The following is a 20,944-nucleotide window of genomic DNA, read 5'->3' as shown; positions in this document are numbered from 1 at the left end:
AGCGACCCACGCAATGAAAAGGCCCGCCGGGGATCACCCGGCGGGCCTTTCGTTTTCTCGGAAGCAGTGGGCTCGATCAATCGACGCGCCGGCTGTTACCCCTGCAGATCGTCCTCGATCAGCTCCTCGCTGGCGGGCATCCCGTGAGCGACGTATTTGGCATAGGACAAATAAATCGACGCGCTGTCGCGCATGGCTTTTGTTCCGTTGCTCATGCGATGCAGTTTGTCGGATCCCGGCGGCTCCGTATTCCGAAGGTGGTCGACGTGGTCATGCAGCACCAATGTAAAGCGCTCCATGGCCATCTCGACTTCCCTGTAGGCTTGCAGCAATGATTCACTCATGATTGTTCTCCTCGTGCGGTGAGCATACACTACACGAATATGGCCTTCAACCAACGCCGGACAGTGTCCCGTCTCTCACCGATCCTCCTCAACGCCATTGAGCAGGTCGCCTCCAGTTCTGTCAGGAGCGGCATGGATCGCATTGCGGAAGCCGTAGCCGCACTCTCGAGACTCTTTACAAAAGATCGCGCCTCACTGAGATCCGACTATCTCGATCATCCGGGGCATGCCGCAGCCTATCTCAAATACTTCCTGCCGGTAAGCCTGTCCAAGATTCAGGTTCTGCTCGACGAAATGCCGCAGGCCTGGCCGGAGCAAGCCTCCGGTCGTTCGATCCGCATTCTTGACGTGGGGTCGGGACCGGGCGCAGGGGCGCTGGCCGTCCTTGATTGGTTCCATCAGCATTGGCCGGAGCGAATCAAGGACCTCACCGTTGTCGCGGTCGATGGTTCAGTTGAAGCGCTGAAACAGGCGAGGAGCCTCTGGGAGGTCTACGGCCGGGAATCTGGAGCTCTTGACGGAAGACTGATTACCCATGAGGGAAATCTTGAGCGATTGCCGAATGGGGGGTGGCTCAGTCAGGTTGAACAGCACGCTCCCTATGATCTGATCATTGCGGCGAATTGCCTGAACGAACTCTACTCCCGAAATGCCGATCCTGTGCAGGCAAAAGTAGGACTCGTGACCCAGCTTCTGGCAAGGATAGCTCCGACCGGCACGCTGATGATCGTCGAGCCGGCTTTACGGGCTACCTCGAGAGCGCTGCATCAGCTACGGGATCGATTGATTCAGGAACAGCTGTGTACGCTCTATAGCCCCTGTCTCCACGAAAACAGTTGTCCGGCACTGGTAAATCCGTTCGATTGGTGCCATGAAGAGCGAGTCTGGGAGACCCCGCCAGGCATTCAACAAATTGACGACGCGGTGGGTTTCATAAAAGACGCCTTGAAGTTTTCGTATCTCCTGCTCCGAAAAGACGGGCGAACCATCGTCGAGCGTAGGCCGGATGTCTATCGCGTCGTGAGTGAGTTGCGGGAGTTGAAAGGTGAGAAGCGGGCGTGGCTCTGCAACGAGTTGGGGCGGTCGGAAATCGGACGTCAGGATCGCTTGCAATCGGAATCGAATGCGCCACTGGATGACTGGCATCGCGGTGCGATCGTGCGGATTGAGCGAGTCGTGCGGAAAGAGCGGGAAGGGAGAATGTCGGCGGTGGGACGAATCGAGCGAGACGGGACCGTACAGATAATTCGATCGGTCTGATGAAGCGCGTTAGTCCGCTTCCGGCTCTGAACTGCCGTGCTGGTGGCTGACGCGGTCCTCGTCGAACATTTCTGCCATTTCGGCGGCGATCATATCGCGATCATTGGGCACGGAAATAAGGGGGATTTCCTTGCGGACCTTCGGTGCCGCCGCTGGTTCCTGCTGTTTGTTCTTATCTTCCATAATTTCAGTATACACCCGCAGGCTGACTTAAGGGGAGTTATTCGAAGGCTTCCAGTGACGATTGCTCGGGGAATTGGGTCTTGCAGCCGAGACAGGTCACAAAGTAGATCGCTTCACGAACCGACATGGTAATACGAAAATCCAATGAGACTCCGCGGTGTTGACAGGTGCGGCAGGCGATTTCTTTGAGGCGATAGGGAATGTCCGGCTGGGTGCGCTGGTAAAACTCCATGTCAGTGTAGACAGGAAAGCTGTAGCGGCATTTTATGCAGACGCCGCGCCACTCGCCATCCGGTTGCATGAAACGGCGGTCGATCCCGAACCGATCACCCTTGCAAATGGCGCAGTGGACCGAAGTCAGTCTTTGTTCAACTTCTTCCGGCGAGAGAGAAGGCATTCAGTTCCCCTTATCGTTATGAACGGATAGGTAAGTATAGCGAGAGGGTTGAGTAGACTGCAACGGCGAAGCCGATCAGCCGTGATTTCCTTGACCCGTTCCACGCAATCCTATACTTAGATTGCTATGCATGCGATTTCTGAAACCTTGATACTTGGCAATATCGACGATGCTCGGAACCCCATGCCGGGAGTTACCGGACTGTTGCTGGTGGCAGCAGAGTTTAAAGTTGAGCCTCCTGCCTGGTTGGACTACGAGTATATTCCATTCAAAGAGTTTTCAGCCGTCGACCCTGCTCGGCTCGACCGTGCGGTGACGTGGCTCGAAGCGCGGGCCGCAGGAGCCAGAACGCTGGTCTGCTGTCGTGCGGGGATGGGGCGGTCTGCGTCCGTCTTGATTGCCTACTTTTGCTGCAACCAAGGCCTGCCCTATGAAGAGGCCTTGGCGTTTGTCAAAGCCCGTCGGCCTGGAGCGATGCCGCTTCCTCAGTTGCAGACGACCATTGAGAACGTACTCAACCTGCGTGCCAATCGAGCCGGCAAGAAATCCGGATCCACGTCTGCTCCGGGTGCCGTGTAGCTCGCCTACGTGAGGTCGTTCCAGTATTGCGTTTCCCTCCGTTCGCATGGCGTAATGATTTATGTTGATGCGCCATCTCTTTTCATCGCGTAAAGGGCCCTATGCCTGAACTTCCCGAAGCCGAGGTCGCGGCTCGTCAACTTCGTGCGCGCTTGATTGGAGCGCAGGTTACCGATGTCGTCGTCGGGAGATCCGATATCGTTCGCGAGGGCGGCGAGACGGATTGGTGGTATCCCGGGAGTGTGGTGACGGCGGTCGATCGATACGGCAAGAGTGTGGCGATTGAATTTGAGAAAGCGGGGGACAGGCGCTACCTCGTGGCAGAACTCGGGATGACCGGGCTGCTGCTATTCCCGGCCGTGTCGATCAAGTTCCCTCAGCATGTGCACTACACGATGCATTTCGATTCCTCGTCGACCGGCTCATTGCGCTATTGGAACCCGCGCCGGTTCGGACGGCTTTCCTTGCTGGATCGCGCGGGGCTCGATCGCTATCTGGCCAGGCGGTTTGGATGCGACCCGCTTCATGTAACCAGCGAAGAGTTTGCTCAGCTGCTCCGCCGCTTCCGACGTCGCTTGAAGGCGGTGTTGATGCATCAACAAGCGATCGCGGGTATCGGAAACATTTATGCGAATGAGGCCCTGTTTCGAGCGCGCTTGCATCCGAATGTGATCGCGAGTGAGCTTGCACCTTCTGCCGCCAGCCGTCTCCACCATGAGATGCAATCGATTCTAATGCAGGCCATTGAGTGCGGGGGGTCCAGCGTGAAGGATTTCTTTGCCCCGGACGGTTCCGAAGGGACGTATAAGCAACGCCACCTCGTGTATGGCAAGGAGGGGCTCCCTTGTCCGGGGAAATGTGGGGCCCTAATCCGGCGCATACAAAGCGAGCGAAGTTCATTTATTTGCACCACGTGTCAGAAGATTCGGACGTGTCGTTGAGATTACCTCTGAGGTCATGTACGCAATGAATGCAATACGGCGGTGCTATCTTGAGGATATATCCTAATGATTCAATATGTTACGTGCCGCTTGCCTAGTATGGGCAAGCCAGCGGACTAGGCCTTTTGAGCTTCCCCAAGTTAGTACCTCTGGTGTATTGAGTCATCCCTTCGATTTCGCTACAATCCGGCTCCCTTATCGCTGGTTTCCACTACGCTGAAGGAGTGTCGTCATGGCCAAGGTGCTTGAAGGCCCCGGAATGGGGCTGATGAAGAAGTGGGGGATCAACGTCCCCAATTACGTCGTCGTCACATCTGTCGATGAGTTGACGAAGCTGGGGCAAGCGAATGAATGGCTGAAGAAATCCAAGCTCGTCGCCAAGGCCCACGAGGCCCTTGGGTCGCGGTTTAAGCTTGGTTTGGTCAAAGTCGATCTGGATTTCAAGGCAGCGGAAGCCGCGACCAAGGAAATGATCGGCCGCCAAGTCGGAAGCATCACGGTGACGCAGGTCATCGTGTCAGAAATGATTGCCCACAAGGAAGAATATTATTGCGCCGTGAAATCCACGCGCGAAGGCAGTGAAATTCTCGTCGCGAATTGCGGCGGTATTGAAGTCGAATCGAATTGGGAACGGGTTAAGCGGCTCTGCCTCGAGATCGGGCAGGCCCCTTCCGCCGAGGCACTCGAAAAGCTTTCGAAAGAGGCGGGATTTGCCGGGCCGCTGACCAAGAAAATGGCCGAGTTTGCCGGGAAAATGTTTGCCTGCTTCGATAGTGAAGACGCGCAGTACCTAGAAGTCAATCCCGTCGTGACTCGCGCGAGCGATGGCGAACTGGTGGCGCTCGATGCGGTGACTTTGCTCGACGGCGATGCCAAGTTCCGCCATCCGGATTGGAATTTTGCGTTTGCGGCAGAGTTCGGCCGGGCCTACTCCAAGCAGGAAGAGGAGGTCATGGCGGTCGACAGCAAGATCAAGGGCTCGGTCAAGTTCATCGAAATTCCCGGTGGTGATACGGCGATGCTGCCAGCCGGCGGCGGTGCCAGCGTGTACTACTCCGATGCGGTCGTGGCCCGAGGCGGTAAGTTGGCAAACTATGCCGAATACTCCGGCGATCCACCCGACTGGGCGGTTGAAGTGCTGACGGAGAAAGTCTGCTCCTTGCCTGGAATCAAGAACATCATTGTCGGCGGCGCGATTGCCAATTTCACCGACGTGGTGAAGACGTTCGGCGGCATCATCAACGGATTCCGCAAAGCCAAGGCGGAAGGGAAGCTCAAGGGCGTGAAGATCTGGGTGCGTCGTGGAGGCCCGCGAGAGAAGGAAGGGCTCGACGCGATGCGCGCGCTCAAGGACGAAGGGTTCGACATCAGTGTCTTCGATCGCAACACGCCGCTCACCGACATCGTTGATAAGGCGCTCCAAGCGAAGTAGTCGCCGTCAATGACCAACTGAATATTAAGGGGAGATCCCGATGAGTATCCTGGCAAACAAAGATACCTATGTGGTCATTCAGGGCGGCGTGGCAGGCGTCAACGCCGCGCGCCGGATGGCCGAGTTCTGCTACCTGATTAAGCGTTCGCTGAACGTCCTGGCCTTTGTCTATCCGCCGGATGCCGGCAAGACGCACGAGATTCCCTACGGAAGCGGCCTGGTTGCGGTCCCCATCTATAAAACGGTCGCCGAAGCCACCAAACACCATCCTCAGATCAACACCAGCCTCGTCTACATCGGTGCTGATCGTGCCATGAAGGGCGGGATGGAAGCCCTCGACGATACGCACATCAAGGTGGTGTCGATGATCACCGAAGGCGTGCCTGAGAAAGATGCCAAGATCCTCGGGGCCCATGCCAGAAAGCTCGGCAAGGTATTTAATGGCCCCTCGTCGATCGGTATTGTGTCGGCCGGATCCTGCCGCCTCGGTGTCATCGGTGGTGCGTTCGATAATCTCGTATTGTCCAAGCTCTATCGCGAAGGCTCCTTCGGCGTCATCACCAAGTCTGGCGGTCTCTCCAACGAAATTATCTGGATTTGCTCGCAGTTCGCTGACGGTATCACGACGGCCATCGGCATCGGCGGCGACGCCTATCCTGGAACTGACTATGTGAGCTATCTCGAAATGTTCGAGAACGATCCGCAGACGAAAGCGGTCATCATTGTTGGCGAAATGGGCGGCGATCTCGAAGAGCGCGCGGCTGAGTGGTACGGCGCCAAGAAGCGGCGCGTGAAGTTGATGGCTGTGGTCTCCGGCTTCTGCCAGGAAAGTTTGCCGAAGGGCATGAAGTTCGGTCACGCGGGCGCGAAAGAGGGATTGAAGGGCGAAGGGTCGGCCCGGTCCAAGTCCGATGCCCTCAAAAAGTCCGGCGCGATTGTGCCGGCGACCTTCGGGGCGCTCGGTCCGGCGATCAAGGACGTCTATCAGGACATGTTGAAGTCCGGCCAGGTAAAGGAACCGGTCGAGCCGGCCTCGCTGCCAAAGTTGCCCAAGAGTATTGAAGCGGCTATGAAGGCCGATGAAGTCGTGGTCACTCCACTGATTCGCACCACGATCAGCGACGATCGCGGAGATGAACCCTGCTACGACGGATATCCCGCGTCCGAGCTCATCAACAAGGGCTACGAAATTCCTCATGTCGTCGGACTCTTGTGGGACAAGCGGTTGATCTCCAAGCAGGAAGCCGAAATTATCAAGCGCATCATGATGCTCTCAGCCGACCATGGCCCCTGCGTGAGCGGCGCGTTGGGGACGATCATCGCGGCCTGTGCCGGGATCGGCCTGTCCCAGTCGGTGGCCGCGGGGCTCATCATGATCGGCCCCCGCTTCGGCGGCGCCGTCACCGATGCCGGACGCTTTTTCAAACATGCCGTCGATAACAAGATGACGGTCGATGAATTCCTGACCTATATGAAGAAGAATCATGGCCCGGTGCCCGGCATCGGCCATCGCGTGAAGAGCCTCCGCAATCCGGACAAGCGGGTGAAGGAGTTGGTGGGGTATGTGAAGAGCCTGCCCATCAAGACCCCGTGCCTCGATTTTGCGTTGCAGGTCGAGCAGGTCACGGCGGCGAAGAAGGATAACTTGATCCTCAACGTGGACGGAACGATGGCGGCCGTGTTGGTCGATATCGGATTCCCGGTCGATAGTTTGAACGGATTCTTCATCCTCTCGCGGACGATCGGCTTGATCGGCCACTGGGTGGATCAGAAGCGTCAGGACAGCCGCCTGATTCGGCTGTTCGACTATCTCGTGAACTACGCAGCCCCGAAGCGGCGTGAAGTGCCGCCGCTGAAATAGTCGCGAAGCAGCGAGTACTGTATCGTGGGTCGTCGCTCCTGCTACCGACCCATCGCTCAGGACTCAAAACTATAAAGGAGTGAACTTCCATGTCGATGGATCTCGCAAAAAAACTGTACGCCAAGATGCCGGATGTGTTTGCCAAGGCCAGAAAGAAGTTCGGTCGCGGCCTGACGCTGGCAGACAAGATTTTGGTCTCCCACGCAGATAACTTTGACACGCAGACCTGGGAGCGCGGCAAGGCGATGTTGGCGTTGCGCCCGGATCGCGTGGCGATGCAGGATGCGACGGCGCAGATGGCTATCCTGCAGTTCATGCAGGCGAACAAGAAGCAGGCGGCTGTGCCCAGCACAATCCATTGCGATCACTTGATCCGTGCCGAGATGGGTTCTGAGAAGGACCTGCTCCGCGCGATGGACGAGAACAAGGAAGTCTATAATTTTCTCGCATCCGCTGCGAAGAAGTATGGCATCGGGTTCTGGAAGCCGGGTGCCGGCATTATTCACCAGGTCGTGCTGGAGAACTACGCGTTCCCTGGCAGCTTGATCATCGGGACCGATTCCCACACGCCGAACGGCGGCGGATTGGGCGGATTGGCCATTGGAGTCGGCGGAGCGGATGCCGGCGAAGTCATGGCCGGGCTGCCCTGGGAAGTGCTCCATCCGAAGTTGATCGGGATTCGCCTGACCGGCAAGTTGAGCGGCTGGGCGTCTCCCAAAGACGTGATCCTCTATCTCTGCGGCCTGCTGACGGTCAAGGGCGGAACCAACAAGATCGTCGAGTACTTCGGGCCCGGCGCCGAGACCATCAGCGCGACCGGCAAAGGCACTATCTGCAACATGGGCGCGGAGCTTGGTGCGACGACCTCCGTATTCCCCTTCGATCAGAAGATGGTGGCCTATCTGAACATCACGGATCGTGCAGACCTTGCCAATCTCGCCATGGCGAACAAGGAATTGCTCGTCGCGGATCCTGAAGTTTCGCAATCGCCGGAGAAGTATTACGACCAGATCGTCGAAGTGGACCTGTCGAAACTGGAGCCGCATGTGGTCGGTCCTCATACGCCTGACCTTGCCCGGCCCATCTCCAAGATGGCTGCTGAAGCGAAGGAAAAGGGCTATCCCATCGAGGTCAAGGCCGCCCTCATCGGTAGCTGCACGAACTCCTCCTATGAAGACATCAGCCGGTCGGCGCACATTGCCAAGCAGGGCATGAAGGCTGGTCTGAAGGCGAAGGCCTCGTTCCTCGTGTCGCCGGGCTCCGAGCGGATCTATCACACGATGAAGCGCGACGGATTCCTGGAGACCTTCGAGAAGATGGGTGGGACCGTCCTGTCGAATTCCTGCGGTCCCTGCATCGGTCAGTGGAAGCGCGCGGATGGTGTAAAGGGCAAGGCGGATTCGATTGTCAGTTCGTTCAATCGTAATTTCCCTGGCCGCAACGACGGAATCAATGAAACCTTGTCGTTCCTTGCCAGCCCCGAAGTGGTCACGGCCTATGCGCTCTCCGGTGACTTGGGCTTCGATCCGGTCAATGGCACGCTCAAGGGTGCGGACGGGAAAGAATTCAAGCTGGAGCCGCCGCAAGGTGAAGAGCTCCCAGCAAAGGGCTTCGCGAAGGGCGAAGAAGGCTTCGTTGCGCCGGCCGATAATGGCGATGGACTCACCGTCGATATTCCGCCGACCAGCGAGCGCTTGCAGCCCTTGCAGCCCTTCCCCCGTTGGGACGGAAAGGATTTCGAGAAGCTCCCGCTGTTGATCAAGACCAAGGGGAAGACGACCACGGACCATATTTCGCCGGCCGGTCCCTGGCTGAAGTTCCGCGGCCACTTGGACAAGATCAGCGACAATATGTTCCTGGGCGCCAATAACGCGTTTTCGTCCGAGCCGGGGAAGGGGACCAATGTCCTCACCGGCGAGTCGAACCTGACCATCGCGCAGATTGCCCGGGCCTTCAAGGCGAAGGGAATCGGTTCAGTCGTGGTGGGTGACGAGAACTATGGCGAGGGCAGCAGCCGTGAGCATGCGGCGATGTCGCCGCGATTCTTGAACGTCAAAGTCGTGCTGGTCAAAGGCTTCGCACGCATCCATGAAACGAATTTGAAAAAACAGGGGATCTTGGCGTTGACCTTCGCTGACCCGAAGGACTACGAGAAGATCGAGCAGCAGGACCGTATCAGTGTGACGGGGCTGAGCAGCTTGGCTCCCGGCAAGCCGGTGCAGGTGACGATACACAAGACGGATGGCAGCGCGCTCACCATCCAGGCGAACCACAGCATCACCGAGCCACAGATCGCTTGGTTCAAGGCTGGTTCAGCGTTGAACGCGCTGAACTAACAAGTAGGGGAAAGAGGGAGAATCATGAGCACGAACGCTGACAAGATTATCTACACGAAGACCGATGAAGCGCCGATGTTTGCGACGTATTCGTTCTTGCCGATCATCAATGCCTTCAGCAAGGCAGCCGGTGTGTCGGTGGAACTGCGGGATATCTCGCTGGCCGGTCGTATCCTCGCGGTGTTTCCGGATTACCTGACGCCGGAGCAAAAGCAGCCGGATGCACTGTCCGAATTGGGCGAACTGGCCAAGAAGCCGGAAGCCAACATCATCAAGTTGCCCAATATCAGCGCCTCGTTGCCCCAGATACAGGGAGCCATCAAGGAATTGCAGAGCCAGGGGTACAAGCTGCCCGAGTACCCGGAAAATCCGAAGGACGATAAAGAGAAGGACATTAAGTCCCGTTACGACAAAGTCAAAGGCAGCGCCGTCAATCCGGTATTGCGCGAAGGCAACTCGGATCGCCGCGCGCCCTTGTCCGTCAAGGCCCACACGAGGAAGCATCCGCACAAAATGGGCGCCTGGAGTCCGGACTCCAAATCGCATGTCAGCCATATGAAGGGCGGGGACTTCTTCTCAAATGAGAAGTCGCTGACAACGACGGCGGCCACTGATGCCAAGATCGAGTTCGTGGGCCAGGACGGCAAGACCACGGTGCTCAAGCCGAAAGTAGCCTTGCAGGCAGGGGAAGTGGTCGACGCGACCTTCATGAGCGTCAAGGCATTGCGCACGTTCCTCGAAGAGCAGATTCAGGATGCGGCCAAGCAGGGTGTGCTGTTCTCGCTCCATATGAAGGCCACGATGATGAAGGTCTCGGATCCTAAGATCTTCGGTCATGCCGTGACGGTCTACTACAAAGACGTGTTTGCGAAGCACGGCGAGACGCTCAAAAAGTTGGGTGTGGATCCGGACAACGGCATCGGCGACCTCTATGCGAAGATCAAGGCCTTGCCTGAGGATCAGCGTAAGGCGATCGAAGCCGACATCCAGGCGGTGTACAAGCAGCGGCCTCCGATGGCGATGGTGAATTCCGACAAGGGCATCACGAACCTCCATGTGCCGAGCGACATCATTATCGATGCCTCCATGCCGCCGGTCATTCGCGACAGCGGCAAGATGTGGGGACCGGACGGCAAGGCGGCGGACGCGAAGTGCGTCATTCCCGATGCCAGTTATGCACCGGTCTATCGTGAGGTGATCGATTTCTGCAAGAAGCACGGCGCCCTCGATCCAAAGACGATGGGCAGCGTGCCCAACGTCGGACTCATGGCACAGGCGGCGGAAGAGTACGGTTCACACGACAAGACCTTTAAGGTGCCGGGCAACGGGACGATCCGTGTGGTGGATACGACAGGGAAGACATTGCTGGAACACCAGGTCGAAGAAGGCGATATCTGGCGCATGTGCCAGGTGAAGGATGCCCCGATTCGTGACTGGGTCAAGCTGGCCGTGACACGTGCGCGGGCGACCGGCGCCCCGGCGATTTTCTGGCTGAACAAGGATCGGGCGCATGACGCGCAACTGATCACGAAGGTGAATCAGTATTTGAAGGAGCACGATACGAACGGTTTGGACATCCGGATCATGACGCCCGCGGATGCCACGCGTCTCTCGTTGGAGCGGATCAAGGAAGGCAAGGACACGATCTCTGTGACCGGGAACGTGTTGCGCGATTATCTGACGGACCTGTTCCCGATTCTCGAAATCGGTACCAGCGCCAAGATGCTGTCGATTGTGCCGTTGCTCAACGGCGGCGGTCTCTTCGAGACCGGTGCGGGCGGATCCGCGCCGAAGCACGTGCAGCAGTTCCAGGAAGAGGGCTATCTCCGGTGGGACTCGCTCGGCGAATTCCTGGCGTTGGCCGCCTCGCTGGAGCATTTAGCCAAAGTGGCCAACAATCCGGCCGCGAAAATGCTGGCGGATACCCTCGATCAAGCCAATGCCAAGTTCCTTGAGAGCAATAAATCGCCGGCGCGCAAGGTCGGCGAAATCGACAACCGCGGCAGTCATTTCTATCTGGCGTTGTACTGGGCGCAGGCATTGGCCCAGCAGACGCAGGATAAGAACCTGGCGGCGCGTTTCGTCAAGGTTGCCAAGGAGATGACAGACAATGAAGCCAAGATTGCCGGTGAATTGATCGCCGCGCAAGGGAAGCCGGTCGATACCGGTGGCTACTATCATCCTGACGATGCGAAATCTTCGAAGGCGATGCGCCCAAGCGCGACGCTGAACAAGATCATCGACGCGATTGCATAACGGCACGAGTAAGGGGTAAGGAGTGAGGGGTCTGGTTTGCGCCTGCCCCTCACCCTTCACCCCTTACCAGTTTGAGGAAGCATGGCACAAGAAGACAGCAACGTAATCGATCAGCCTGAGGTGATGAAGCCCCGGATGGTCTCGATCGAAATCTCCGGCAAGAAGTATGAGGTGCCGGAGGGCATCACCGTCATCAAGGCTCTGTGGTACACGGGGCAGGAAGTGGTGCGGGGAGCCGGTTGTCTCGGCGGGTTCTGCGGCGCCTGTGCGACCTACTATCGGACGAAGGACGATCCCAAGGTACGGACATGCCTGGCTTGCCAGATGGCGGTGCAGGACGGGATGTCGTTCACGATCATGCCGCCGTTTCCCGCGCGGAAGGCGACCTACGACATCCAAACGCTCAAAGATCCCAAACAGGACCTGTTCAATCTTTATCCTGAAGCCCCGCTCTGCCGGAATTGCAACGCCTGCACCGAAGCCTGTCCCCAGAAGATCGATGTCCGCGAAGGGGTCTGGAAAGCGGTCTTCGGTGATTTCAAGAGCGTGTCAGAAATGTTTATGGACTGTGTCATGTGCGGGATGTGCACGCCGGTCTGCATCGCCGACATTGCACCCAACCTGGTGGCGCTCTATGTGAGTCGCGCCCAGGGCGCGCACTTTACCGAAAAGCCGTTGGGGCTGGATGTGCGGATCAAGGAAATTCAGGACGGACGATTCAACGATGAGTGGAAGAAGGTTCTTGCGATGAGTGAGAAGGAACTCGCCGACCACTGTGCGACCGTAAAATAGTTTTATTGCCGAGGCTACCCGAGATGGATATTCACGCGCTCCAACAGATTGTGCACAAAACTCGGGATGCTCGCCGGAAGCAAACTCTTCCCAAGTTTTCTCCTGCCGATCGCGATCAGCTGATTCACAAGTATCACCCGGACTATCGGGCGAGTGCCTATCGTCCCATCCGGTTCGGTCCCAATATCGACGAGAAGACGGTCGTCGAGTTGGCGACGTTGCTCGAAGGAGACAGCCTGATCCAGGACGATGTGGATCTGACTCCGGACTACACCACCGATGTGCTGGTGATCGGCGGCGGCGGGGCCGGTTGCGCTGCGGCGTTGCACGCGCACGGAGCCGGCGCAAAAGTCATTCTGGCCACCAAGCTCAGACTGGGCGATTCCAATAGCGTGATGGCGCAGGGCGGGATGCAGATCTCCGTGGCGCCGGAGGATTCTCCGGTCACGCATTTCCTCGATACCCTCAAGGGCGGCCACATGCACAACGACCATGATCTGTTGAAGACCATGGTGGATGACGGACCTGCGATCGCCAAGTGGCTCATCGAACTGGGGGTGTTGTTCGATCGCCAAGCCGATGGAAATCTGCATGTGAAGAAAGGCGGCGGCAGCTCCAAGCCGCGGCTTCTGACCTGCTCGGACTATACCGGTCTGGAGATCATGCGGGTGCTCAAGGACGAAGTGCTGAATCAAAAGATCCAGCTGTTGGAATTCTGCGCAGCCGTGGAGTTGCTCAGCGATGAGAACGGTCAGTGCAGCGGCGCCATTTTCAAGGATTTGGACAATCACCGGTATGTCGTCGTGGCCGCAAAGTCGGTGATCCTCGCGACCGGCGGGATCGGCCGTCTCCACATCCAAGGATTCCCGACCAGCAATCACTACGGTGCGACCGGCGACGGGCTCTGTCTTTCTTACCGCATGGGTGCAAAGCTGGCGCACATCGATACGTTCCAATATCACCCCTCCGGCGCAGTTTTCCCCGAGCAGTTGGTGGGACAGTTGGTGACCGAAGGAATTCGTTCGGAAGGCGGTCATCTGGTCAATGCCAAGGGTGAACGGTTCGTGAACGAGCTCGACACCCGCGACGTTGTCTCGTCCTCCATCATCCGCGAGTGCGAAGAGGGCCGCGGTATCCGTACGATGTCGGGTCGGGTGGGTGTCTGGCTGGACACGCCGCTGCTTGATGTAGAGCACGGACCCGGTACTGTTGAGAAACACTTCCCGGCGATGCTGATGCAGTTCGACCGGTTCGGCATCGATATCAGTAAAGATCCTGTGTTGATCTATCCGACGCTGCACTATCAGAACGGCGGCGTGAAGATCGATACGAATTCTGAAACCAACGTGAAGAATTTGTTCGTGGCCGGCGAAGCCTCCGGAGGCCTCCACGGACGCAATCGATTGATGGGGAATTCGTTGCTCGACCTGATGGTCTTCGGCAAGCGCTCGGGATTGACGGCCGCCGGGCGTGCCGGCTCGATGAAGCAGGGGAAGCTCACCGTGCAGCATCTGCAGCGGTTCCGGGCCGATGCGAAAAAACACGGCAATCTGAGCAATGTGATCTCGCCCATGGTCCTCCCAGCCTACACCAGAAAAGAGAGCTAAGAGGGGTACAGCATGAATGTGCATGAGTTTCAGGCGAAGCAGTTGTTTGCGCAGTTCGGGGTGCCGGTCCCACGCGGAAAAGAAGTGACATCTCCGGAAGCGGCGACGGCCTGGGCCAACGAGCTGAACACGCCCGTGTTTGTCGTGAAGGCGCAGATCCATGCGGGCGGCCGAGGCAAGGCGGGCGGCGTCAAGATCACCAAGGATAAGGCGGCGGTGGCAGGTCTGGCCAAGGAATTGATCGGCAAGACGCTGGTGACGCACCAGACCGGTCCCAAAGGCCGCCAGGTCCATCGGCTCCTGCTCGAAGAAGGCGCGAACATCAGCAAGGAATTGTATCTGAGCATCCTGGTGGATCGCGATTCCGGTTGGCCCGTCTTCATCGCCAGCACCGAAGGCGGGATGGAAATCGAAGAGGTCGCGGAAAAGACACCCGAAAAGATCATCAAGGAATTGATCGATCCCGCCGTGGGATTCCAGGGCTACAACGGGCGCAATGTGGCGTTTGCCCTCGGTCTCAATACGATCGAACCGGCCGTGATGAACCCCTTCATTCAGATGATGGGGAATCTCTATCGCATGTTTATGGAAAAGCACGCGGCGATGGTCGAGATCAACCCGCTCATCATCACCAAGGAAAAGACGATCGTCGCCCTCGACGGCAAAGTGTCCTTCGACGACAACGCGCTGTTCAAGCATGCCGATGTTCAGCAGATGCGCGATCTCAACGAAGAAGAGCCGCTGGAAATCGAAGCCGGTGCGAGCAATCTGAATTACGTCAAGCTGGACGGCAACATCGGTTGCATGGTCAACGGCGCGGGTCTGGCCATGGCGACGATGGATGTGATCAAGCTGGCGGGTAGCGAGCCGGCGAACTTCCTGGATGTCGGCGGCGGCGCGACCAAAGAAACCGTGGCAGCCGGATTCCGGATTCTCCTCAAGGATCCGAACGTCAAGGGCATCTTCATCAACATTTTCGGCGGCATCGTGCGCTGCGAGCGCATTGCCAACGGCGTGATCGAAGCGGCCAAGGAAGTGAAGATCACGGTGCCGCTGGTGGTTCGCTTGCAGGGAACGAATGCGGAAGAAGGTCGCAAGCTATTGGCAGAGTCCGGCTTGAAACTCGAAGTGGCCAACGACTTGTGGGAAGCGGCGCAGAAGATTGTGAAGCTGACCGGAAAAGCGGCGTAGGCGGGGCCTGCATTTGTTTCTGTGAGAAAGTTTCGGTTCATGGGCCGGCGCGTGCGTGGAAGGTTGTGTGTAGAAAATGCCCTGGGTCATCATCACATTTGTCCTCCTGTCGTTGAGCACTTCCGGATGCCTCATGGTCCGGGATGGGGCGTCATCGGTGTCGGGGCAGCACGCACCGCAGTCGGTTCAGCCGGCGAAAAAGTCTATTGCGCTCCATGTCGCTGGAATCGGTCCTCAGGGGAAGGAAGGGCTCGGCGATTCCCGTGAGCAGGCGGTCAAGGCCTATCTTGATTCCGGTGTGTTTTCTTCCGTTATCATGAACGGTGCGCCCGCGGATTTGCATGCAGACATTGCAGTGATCGAGGCGGGAGACGAGGGTCTTTCCTGGTCCGCGGCCCTATCCGCGATTACGTTTACTATGATACCCGGGTATGTTGCTCAAGATCTCGCGACGCGAACGAGTTATAGAGATCGCCAGTCGAAAGAGGTCGGGACGATCGAGAAGCGCCAAGGGATGGGGTTTTGGATTCAGTTCTTCTTGCTGTTTGCTATGCCGTTTGCTGACAGTCCTGCGGCAAAGCTGAGTGCTGCGCAGTATGACATGCACCGAGCCACCATTGAGGATGCGCACCAGAAGGGCCTTTTTTAGAAACGGGAGTCTGTGAAGGGACGAGACTATGTCAATTTTGGTGAATAAAAACACGCGAGTGGTAGTGCAGGGGATAACGGGCAAGGAAGGCTCGTTCCATGCGACGCAGTGCAAGGCGTATGGCACGAAGGTCGTTGCCGGTGTCACTCCCGGGAAGGCCGGACAGGAAGTTGAAGGCATTCCCGTGTTCAATACAGTACGGGATGCGGTCAAGAAAGAGGGCTGTGACACATCGCTGATTTTCGTGCCGCCGCCTTTCTGCGCCGATGCGATTCTGGAAGCCGCCGATGCCGGGGTGAAGCTGATCATCTGTATCACCGAAGGTATTCCGGTGAACGATATGGTGAAGGTGAAGCGAGCCTTACATGGCCGCGATGTGCGATTGATCGGGCCGAACTGCCCGGGCGTGATTACGGTCGATGAAGCGAAGATCGGGATCATGCCAGGATTTATCCATAAGAAGGGCATCGTCGGTGTCGTCTCGCGCAGCGGGACCCTGACCTATGAAGCGGTGCACCAGCTGTCGACCTTAGGTCTTGGCGAAACTACCTGCGTCGGGATCGGGGGCGATCCGGTCAATGGAACCGGCTTCGTCGATGTGTTAGCGTTGTTCGAGAAAGATCCCGAGACCCAGGGGATCGTGATGATCGGTGAAATCGGTGGCGATGCCGAAGAGAAAGCCGCTGAGTTCATCAAGAAGAATGTGAAGAAGCCGGTCGTGAGTTTTATCGCCGGCATCACGGCACCTCCAGGCCGCCGCATGGGCCACGCCGGTGCCATCGTCTCCGGCGGGAAGGGCACGGCAGCTGAAAAGATGAAGACCCTCGAATCAGCCGGTGTGAAGGTTGTGAAGAATCCGGCAGAGATCGGCAACGCCATCAAGCTCGCGTTAGGCCGCTAGTCATTTCTATCGGTGTGTGGTGATCGGGGGGGCCGAGCGACGCTCAGCACCCCCGATCTGTTTCAGCCCCTATCTTCCGCATTGACTGGGCTTCGCTCCAGCGGAGTCTCTAAGAGAAATATCCGCTTTCCCCCAACCTGATATCGTGTTAGTCTCACGCCAGGGATTGCACTTGTTGATTGTAACCCCTGCTCTTTCCGCCGCATCCTTCCGGTGTCCGCGCACACAGTGGTAGTTGAAGTCGAACCAAGGAGTCTGTCTGCGAGTTTTTCTCATCCACGTCCGCGATCCCCAGTTCTACGCGCTTCCGGCGAAAACCCGCGCGAAAAACGGCAATATCCGTGTCATGGGTTTCCCGCCCATCGGCATCATGTCGCTCTCGTCCGTTGTGAAGCAGGCCGGGCACGAGTGCGTGATGTTCGATCAGGCGAATCCCGACACGCCGAACGACGTCATCATTGATCAGATCAATCGCGAGCAGCCGGATCTCGTCGGTCTGAGCTTCCTGAGTACGACCAGTTATCCCTACGCCAAAATTCTTGCGCGCCAGATTCGCGCAACCAATCCAAAAGTAAAACTGGCTTTCGGCGGCGTCTTTGCCAGTCTTAATGCCCCGCTGGTCAAATTGCAGTGCCCCGAAATCGATTATGTTTGCCGTGGTGATGGTGAGCAGCTGTTGCTTGATCTGCTCGCGAATTTTGACCGCCCGGAAGCCGTTGCCAGCTTGACGTGGATGAAGGACGGGAAAGTCGTTCACAATCCAAACCGTCCGATGGAACGCCATTTAGATCAATGGCCCTTCCCTGATCGAGAGAGTCTGAAGCTCGACTTCATCGAGTCGATGCCGTTGGATGTGCCGGCAGTCCTGTCGATGGAACGATTTACCACGATGCAGACCTCGCGCGGCTGCCCCTGGCCTTGCGTATTTTGCGACATTCCGATTTTCAACGAGGGCAAGTGGCGGGCGCGAACGCCTGCGCACGTGGTCGCCGAGCTCAAGTATCTCGAAGAGCATGGTTACGGGTCGGTCTATTTCGTAGACGACCATTTTCTGCTTCAGCCGAAGCGGATCGAGGCTATTTGCAACGGTGTGATGGATGAAAAGCTCACGATTCAGTGGGGCATCGAAGGTCGTGTCGATTCCGTTGCACAACATCTTTTTCCCGCGATGGCCAAGGCCCATTGCCGCACCATCATGTTCGGCATCGAGAGCGGCAGTCAGAAGATTCTGGATCGCCTGAAGAAAGAACAGACGCTGGCCGAGGTGACGACGGCGGTCAAGAATGCCAAGAAGGCCGGCATCGAGATCGTGCACGGATTCTTCACCGTCGGCAATCCTGACGAGACGGTCGAAGATATGAAGGCTACGTTTGACTTCGCCGCCAAGCTGCCGCTGGATACGTTCGGTTTCAACCGGCTCTGTGTCTACCGGGGGACCCCGCTGTGGCAGGAGTATGTGAAACGCGGGCTGGTGCAGGAATCCACTGATTGGTACAAATACTTCAAGTGCTCTGAAATCGATCCAACCTGTCTGCCGGGAGAAACCATCAATCGTGTGCGGCAGAAGGGGTTGCAGAAGCTGTTCATGTACAAGCTCTTCTGTTATCCGATCCAGACGATTCGTCTGCTCCGCCGATTCTTGCGGTTCATGCCGGTGCGTGACGTGGTATTCCTGATTACCAAGCCATTTATGGGGCAGAAAAAAGGCGCGACAAAATCCGAAGTGCTCTCGCGCGCGGTCGAGCACGCCGACATGAAAGATGCGGCGGCGCAGATGACGCAAATGACGGACGAAATGCTGCACGATGTCTTGGAAGCCTCCCGTGCTGAACGGGAGCGTATTCAACGAGAGGCCGAAGGGTCACGCGAACTTCCCATGTTTTCCGCACGATAGCGCCTACAGCGCAATCCCCCAGTAGTTCTTCGCCACGATTCCGATGCCATAGCTGATGCTGACCGCCACGGTGATGATCACCAGGTTGAGCACGATCCGTCGTTTGATGTCCATGCCGGACAAGAACGACAGGACCGTCGACACGAGCACCACCATAAGGCCGGCCGTCAGGATAGAAAACAGCGCATCGGTGGCGCCGATCAGCACGGGGAAGACCGGGACGATGGCGCCCAGCAGGTAGGCTGAGCCGACCACCAGCGCCGATGACAACGGTTGCTCTTCCATCGGAGTGAATTCCGATTCCTCGCCCAAGAAGATTTTCTTTGCCACCTCGGTCGATTTTACTTCTTTCTCAGAATTAAGCGCTAGGAATGCACCGGCGGCCATCGACAGGGCTCCCGCGACGGCCGTGGTCGAAGCGGCGATCAGCACCATCGTCGTGCTGCCGAAGGCTCCGAAGAATCCGCTCACCGCGCCAAGAATCTCCACCAGGCCGTCATTCAGTCCAAGGAAAATATTGCGGATTTTTTCCGGGTTGATCTTTCGCTGCGTGAGTGCCGTGACGAGCACGTCTTCATGCTTGAATTCATCCATGAGAATCCCGCGCAAGGCCTCGGCCAGCGGTTTGCCCTGGTAGGCCCGCCAGACGGCCAGGTACTTCCGCACCCCGTGCACTTCGATCGCTTCGAGGACCAGGTGGACGGCCGTCGAGCCGAAGAGCCGGCAGACCAGCATCATGATGGATAGTTTGATACGCCGTCCGAGGTCGAGCTGCTCCAGTTTGAGATTGAAGAATCGCTGCCAGAAGGCGAGATGGGCGGTTTCAACCTTGATCAATTCATCCAACGTGTCATGGACATCCGGTTGAGTCACACCCCGAAGGGCTTTGTAGAGGGAAAGATCGAATAGCTCGTCGAGGATCAGATCCCGTGCGAGGCGAGGGTCATAGGCTGAAGCAGCCTGCATGGTGAGACCTCAGAGGTAAGTTGAGTGTGTGAAACGATACGCCGGGTGACGGGTCTAGTCAACGATCGCGCTCCTCGTCTCGTCCAAGTGCTTCTGGAGATAGGCCATAAAGGGCGTGCCGCCCGTTCCGACTGCGCTGGGGTTGCTGGCATGGGTTTGGTGTTGGCGATGGATGTAGCTATCAGCGTATCCGACATGGATGTCGCGAAACTGCGCCAGCAGATCGACGCATGTGTAGTAGGCATTCCAAAGCTCTGGAATACGTGATTTGCGGTCGCGGATATAACCAGAGAGCAGCGGTCTGCCTTTCTCATCAGTCGTCTGCTCGATCGCGCGGAGAAACGCCTGGTGTCGTGGAGGCATGTACTCCCGCATTTCTTGCAGATATACCGTAAGAGGATCGGGCGCATGGGAAATACCCAACCCGGCATCGAGGCAGGGCACGATGGAGCTCTGCGCGCCGGTTTCTCCGCGGAACTGTTGCGGCTGTCCAGCATAGGCGGCCACGCCTTCATAGACGAGACCATGGGGGAGCGTAGGGCTGTTCTTCCAGGCATGGATGTAGGGACGCACGCGGTTGTAATACATGTAGGGATCGCACCGTTCTTTCATACGCAGCAGCGTGTCTCTCATCGCGGTTTGGGCGGCTGCGAGTGATCGAAGTCCGGCGAGCACCTCGTCTGGCTTATCGCCGGCGGCTCCGTTCATGGCCTGAATAAGCCCGGCCAACCCTGGTCCTGCCTGCCGCTCGATTTGAATGTGGATGACCACGAACCACTCTTCATCCAGGCCGCCGAGGAAGTTCTGGAGGAGCACAATATTGTCGAGCTGAATAGGCTTGGCGGAATCGAGCCTGCGCCAGTTATCGAGCGCATAGGACGCATAGGAGAGCACCGGGGGCCGGCCCAGCTTCAGCGCCACGTCGAACCAGGGTTGAGCGAGTAGTGGAGGTATAGTTACAGCTGGCTGATCTGGTGTTTCCCACACATAGGCATGACCAGCGAACGAAAGTATCCGCATTGCAGCGCGATAGTCCTGATCTCGCCATGTTGCAGGAATAGTGGGGAGTAGCTGTCGCTGCCCGTCGATGAATTGCCGGACCATACGCGTACTGAGTAATTTCGGAAGCTTGTGCCCAAGTTGGTTCAGTGCCGGCGAGTCCGGCAGCTGTTCAAGCGGATCTGACGGCAGAAACCCTTGGTCAGGAGAAATGCTGTAGTTGGAGAGGTCGAGAGGAGTGACGTTCGTCGGTCTCATAGGAGCCTCCGATCGGTAGGACCTCAGCGTCTGCTGACACTTTATCATACTGGGTTTGAATATGATTTAGTCCGAGGTTGTGAGAATCCCAATGTCAG

18 protein-coding genes are annotated in these 20,944 nt (G+C 57.5%); 13 read left to right on the top strand and 5 right to left on the bottom strand.

Translation table 11 applies throughout. The features are described 5' to 3' along the window. Positions 1-95: 95 nt before the first annotated feature. Entirely contained in the window at positions 96-344 is a 249-nt protein-coding gene (locus tag Q7U39_11610; GenBank protein MDO9118597.1) for a hypothetical protein, read from the bottom strand. Positions 345-476: 132 nt separating this feature from the next. Here Q7U39_11610 and Q7U39_11605 point away from each other — a divergent pair, with 132 nt between their 5' ends. After that, positions 477-1,604, top strand: coding sequence for a small ribosomal subunit Rsm22 family protein (locus Q7U39_11605; GenBank protein ID MDO9118596.1), 1,128 nt, complete (start codon positions 477-479; stop codon positions 1,602-1,604). A gap of 9 nt (positions 1,605-1,613) precedes the next feature. Here the strand turns inward: Q7U39_11605 and Q7U39_11600 are convergent, their stop codons facing one another. Together Q7U39_11600 and Q7U39_11595 are read right to left on the bottom strand one after the other, a co-directional pair. Next, positions 1,614-1,787, bottom strand: coding sequence for a hypothetical protein (locus Q7U39_11600; GenBank protein MDO9118595.1), 174 nt, complete (start codon positions 1,785-1,787; stop codon positions 1,614-1,616). A 37-nt stretch (positions 1,788-1,824) separates the two neighbouring features. Further along, a complete protein-coding gene (locus Q7U39_11595) occupies positions 1,825-2,184 on the bottom strand; it encodes a hypothetical protein (protein ID MDO9118594.1) in 360 nt (119 codons plus the stop codon). 126 nt (positions 2,185-2,310) lie between these two features. Here Q7U39_11595 and Q7U39_11590 point away from each other — a divergent pair, with 126 nt between their 5' ends. From Q7U39_11590 to Q7U39_11535, 12 genes are all read left to right on the top strand, one after another. Continuing rightward, the gene (locus tag Q7U39_11590) at positions 2,311-2,763 is read left to right on the top strand and encodes a dual specificity protein phosphatase (protein ID MDO9118593.1); all 453 of its coding nucleotides are present in this window, start codon (positions 2,311-2,313) and stop codon (positions 2,761-2,763) included. Positions 2,764-2,864: 101 nt separating this feature from the next. Next, positions 2,865-3,704 (top strand): bifunctional DNA-formamidopyrimidine glycosylase/DNA-(apurinic or apyrimidinic site) lyase, encoded by an 840-nt coding sequence (gene mutM / locus Q7U39_11585; GenBank protein ID MDO9118592.1) that lies wholly within the window; start codon positions 2,865-2,867, stop codon positions 3,702-3,704. A 232-nt stretch (positions 3,705-3,936) separates the two neighbouring features. Next, the gene (locus tag Q7U39_11580) at positions 3,937-5,136 is read left to right on the top strand and encodes an ATP citrate lyase citrate-binding domain-containing protein (GenBank protein MDO9118591.1); all 1,200 of its coding nucleotides are present in this window, start codon (positions 3,937-3,939) and stop codon (positions 5,134-5,136) included. A gap of 40 nt (positions 5,137-5,176) precedes the next feature. Next, the gene (locus Q7U39_11575) at positions 5,177-6,997 is read left to right on the top strand and encodes a citrate/2-methylcitrate synthase (GenBank protein MDO9118590.1); all 1,821 of its coding nucleotides are present in this window, start codon (positions 5,177-5,179) and stop codon (positions 6,995-6,997) included. 89 nt (positions 6,998-7,086) lie between these two features. Further along, complete coding sequence (locus Q7U39_11570) at positions 7,087-9,333, top strand: aconitate hydratase (GenBank protein ID MDO9118589.1); 2,247 nt, start codon at positions 7,087-7,089, stop codon at positions 9,331-9,333. 24 nt (positions 9,334-9,357) lie between these two features. Continuing rightward, positions 9,358-11,589: an NADP-dependent isocitrate dehydrogenase gene (locus Q7U39_11565; GenBank protein MDO9118588.1), complete on the top strand. Its 2,232-nt coding sequence runs from the start codon at positions 9,358-9,360 to the stop codon at positions 11,587-11,589. An 81-nt stretch (positions 11,590-11,670) separates the two neighbouring features. Further along, a complete protein-coding gene (locus Q7U39_11560) occupies positions 11,671-12,381 on the top strand; it encodes a 2Fe-2S iron-sulfur cluster-binding protein (protein ID MDO9118587.1) in 711 nt (236 codons plus the stop codon). A 23-nt stretch (positions 12,382-12,404) separates the two neighbouring features. After that, a complete protein-coding gene (locus tag Q7U39_11555) occupies positions 12,405-13,988 on the top strand; it encodes an FAD-binding protein (protein ID MDO9118586.1) in 1,584 nt (527 codons plus the stop codon). Between the two features lie 12 nt (positions 13,989-14,000). After that, a complete protein-coding gene (sucC, locus tag Q7U39_11550) occupies positions 14,001-15,179 on the top strand; it encodes an ADP-forming succinate--CoA ligase subunit beta (protein MDO9118585.1) in 1,179 nt (392 codons plus the stop codon). Positions 15,180-15,255: 76 nt separating this feature from the next. Further along, positions 15,256-15,828 (top strand): hypothetical protein, encoded by a 573-nt coding sequence (locus tag Q7U39_11545; protein ID MDO9118584.1) that lies wholly within the window; start codon positions 15,256-15,258, stop codon positions 15,826-15,828. 28 nt (positions 15,829-15,856) lie between these two features. Further along, a complete protein-coding gene (gene sucD, locus Q7U39_11540) occupies positions 15,857-16,729 on the top strand; it encodes a succinate--CoA ligase subunit alpha (protein ID MDO9118583.1) in 873 nt (290 codons plus the stop codon). Positions 16,730-16,964: 235 nt separating this feature from the next. Then, positions 16,965-18,623 (top strand): radical SAM protein, encoded by a 1,659-nt coding sequence (locus tag Q7U39_11535; protein MDO9118582.1) that lies wholly within the window; start codon positions 16,965-16,967, stop codon positions 18,621-18,623. Positions 18,624-18,626: 3 nt separating this feature from the next. On the opposite strand, the gene Q7U39_11530 is transcribed toward Q7U39_11535, so the two are convergent. Both Q7U39_11530 and Q7U39_11525 read right to left on the bottom strand, forming a co-directional pair. Beyond that, entirely contained in the window at positions 18,627-19,589 is a 963-nt protein-coding gene (locus Q7U39_11530) for a VIT1/CCC1 transporter family protein (protein ID MDO9118581.1), read from the bottom strand. Between the two features lie 54 nt (positions 19,590-19,643). Next, entirely contained in the window at positions 19,644-20,846 is a 1,203-nt protein-coding gene (locus tag Q7U39_11525) for a hypothetical protein (protein ID MDO9118580.1), read from the bottom strand. Between the last annotated feature and the right edge of the window lie 98 nt (positions 20,847-20,944).

The organism is Nitrospira sp. (assembly GCA_030653545.1).
GTDB lineage: Bacteria > Nitrospirota > Nitrospiria > Nitrospirales > Nitrospiraceae > Nitrospira_D.
Note: the sequence above shows the minus strand (reverse complement) of the source record. Positions and strands in the feature narration are given on the sequence as shown.

Bases quoted from the DNA above. Each gene is read 5' to 3' on its own strand.
- Q7U39_11525 (MDO9118580.1), bottom strand. From the start codon at position 20,846: ATGAGACCGACGAACGTCACTCCTCTCGACCTCTCCAACTACAGCATT.
- sucC (MDO9118585.1), top strand. From the start codon at position 14,001: ATGAATGTGCATGAGTTTCAGGCGAAGCAGTTGTTTGCGCAGTTCGGG.
- Q7U39_11530 (MDO9118581.1), bottom strand. From the start codon at position 19,589: ATGCAGGCTGCTTCAGCCTATGACCCTCGCCTCGCACGGGATCTGATC.
- Q7U39_11605 (MDO9118596.1), top strand. From the start codon at position 477: ATGGATCGCATTGCGGAAGCCGTAGCCGCACTCTCGAGACTCTTTACA.
- Q7U39_11570 (MDO9118589.1), top strand. From the start codon at position 7,087: ATGTCGATGGATCTCGCAAAAAAACTGTACGCCAAGATGCCGGATGTG.
- mutM (MDO9118592.1), top strand. From the start codon at position 2,865: ATGCCTGAACTTCCCGAAGCCGAGGTCGCGGCTCGTCAACTTCGTGCG.
- Q7U39_11580 (MDO9118591.1), top strand. From the start codon at position 3,937: ATGGCCAAGGTGCTTGAAGGCCCCGGAATGGGGCTGATGAAGAAGTGG.
- Q7U39_11545 (MDO9118584.1), top strand. From the start codon at position 15,256: ATGCCCTGGGTCATCATCACATTTGTCCTCCTGTCGTTGAGCACTTCC.
- Q7U39_11595 (MDO9118594.1), bottom strand. From the start codon at position 2,184: ATGCCTTCTCTCTCGCCGGAAGAAGTTGAACAAAGACTGACTTCGGTC.
- Q7U39_11590 (MDO9118593.1), top strand. From the start codon at position 2,311: ATGCATGCGATTTCTGAAACCTTGATACTTGGCAATATCGACGATGCT.
- Q7U39_11565 (MDO9118588.1), top strand. From the start codon at position 9,358: ATGAGCACGAACGCTGACAAGATTATCTACACGAAGACCGATGAAGCG.
- Q7U39_11575 (MDO9118590.1), top strand. From the start codon at position 5,177: ATGAGTATCCTGGCAAACAAAGATACCTATGTGGTCATTCAGGGCGGC.
- Q7U39_11560 (MDO9118587.1), top strand. From the start codon at position 11,671: ATGGCACAAGAAGACAGCAACGTAATCGATCAGCCTGAGGTGATGAAG.
- Q7U39_11610 (MDO9118597.1), bottom strand. From the start codon at position 344: ATGAGTGAATCATTGCTGCAAGCCTACAGGGAAGTCGAGATGGCCATG.
- sucD (MDO9118583.1), top strand. From the start codon at position 15,857: ATGTCAATTTTGGTGAATAAAAACACGCGAGTGGTAGTGCAGGGGATA.
- Q7U39_11600 (MDO9118595.1), bottom strand. From the start codon at position 1,787: ATGGAAGATAAGAACAAACAGCAGGAACCAGCGGCGGCACCGAAGGTC.
- Q7U39_11555 (MDO9118586.1), top strand. From the start codon at position 12,405: ATGGATATTCACGCGCTCCAACAGATTGTGCACAAAACTCGGGATGCT.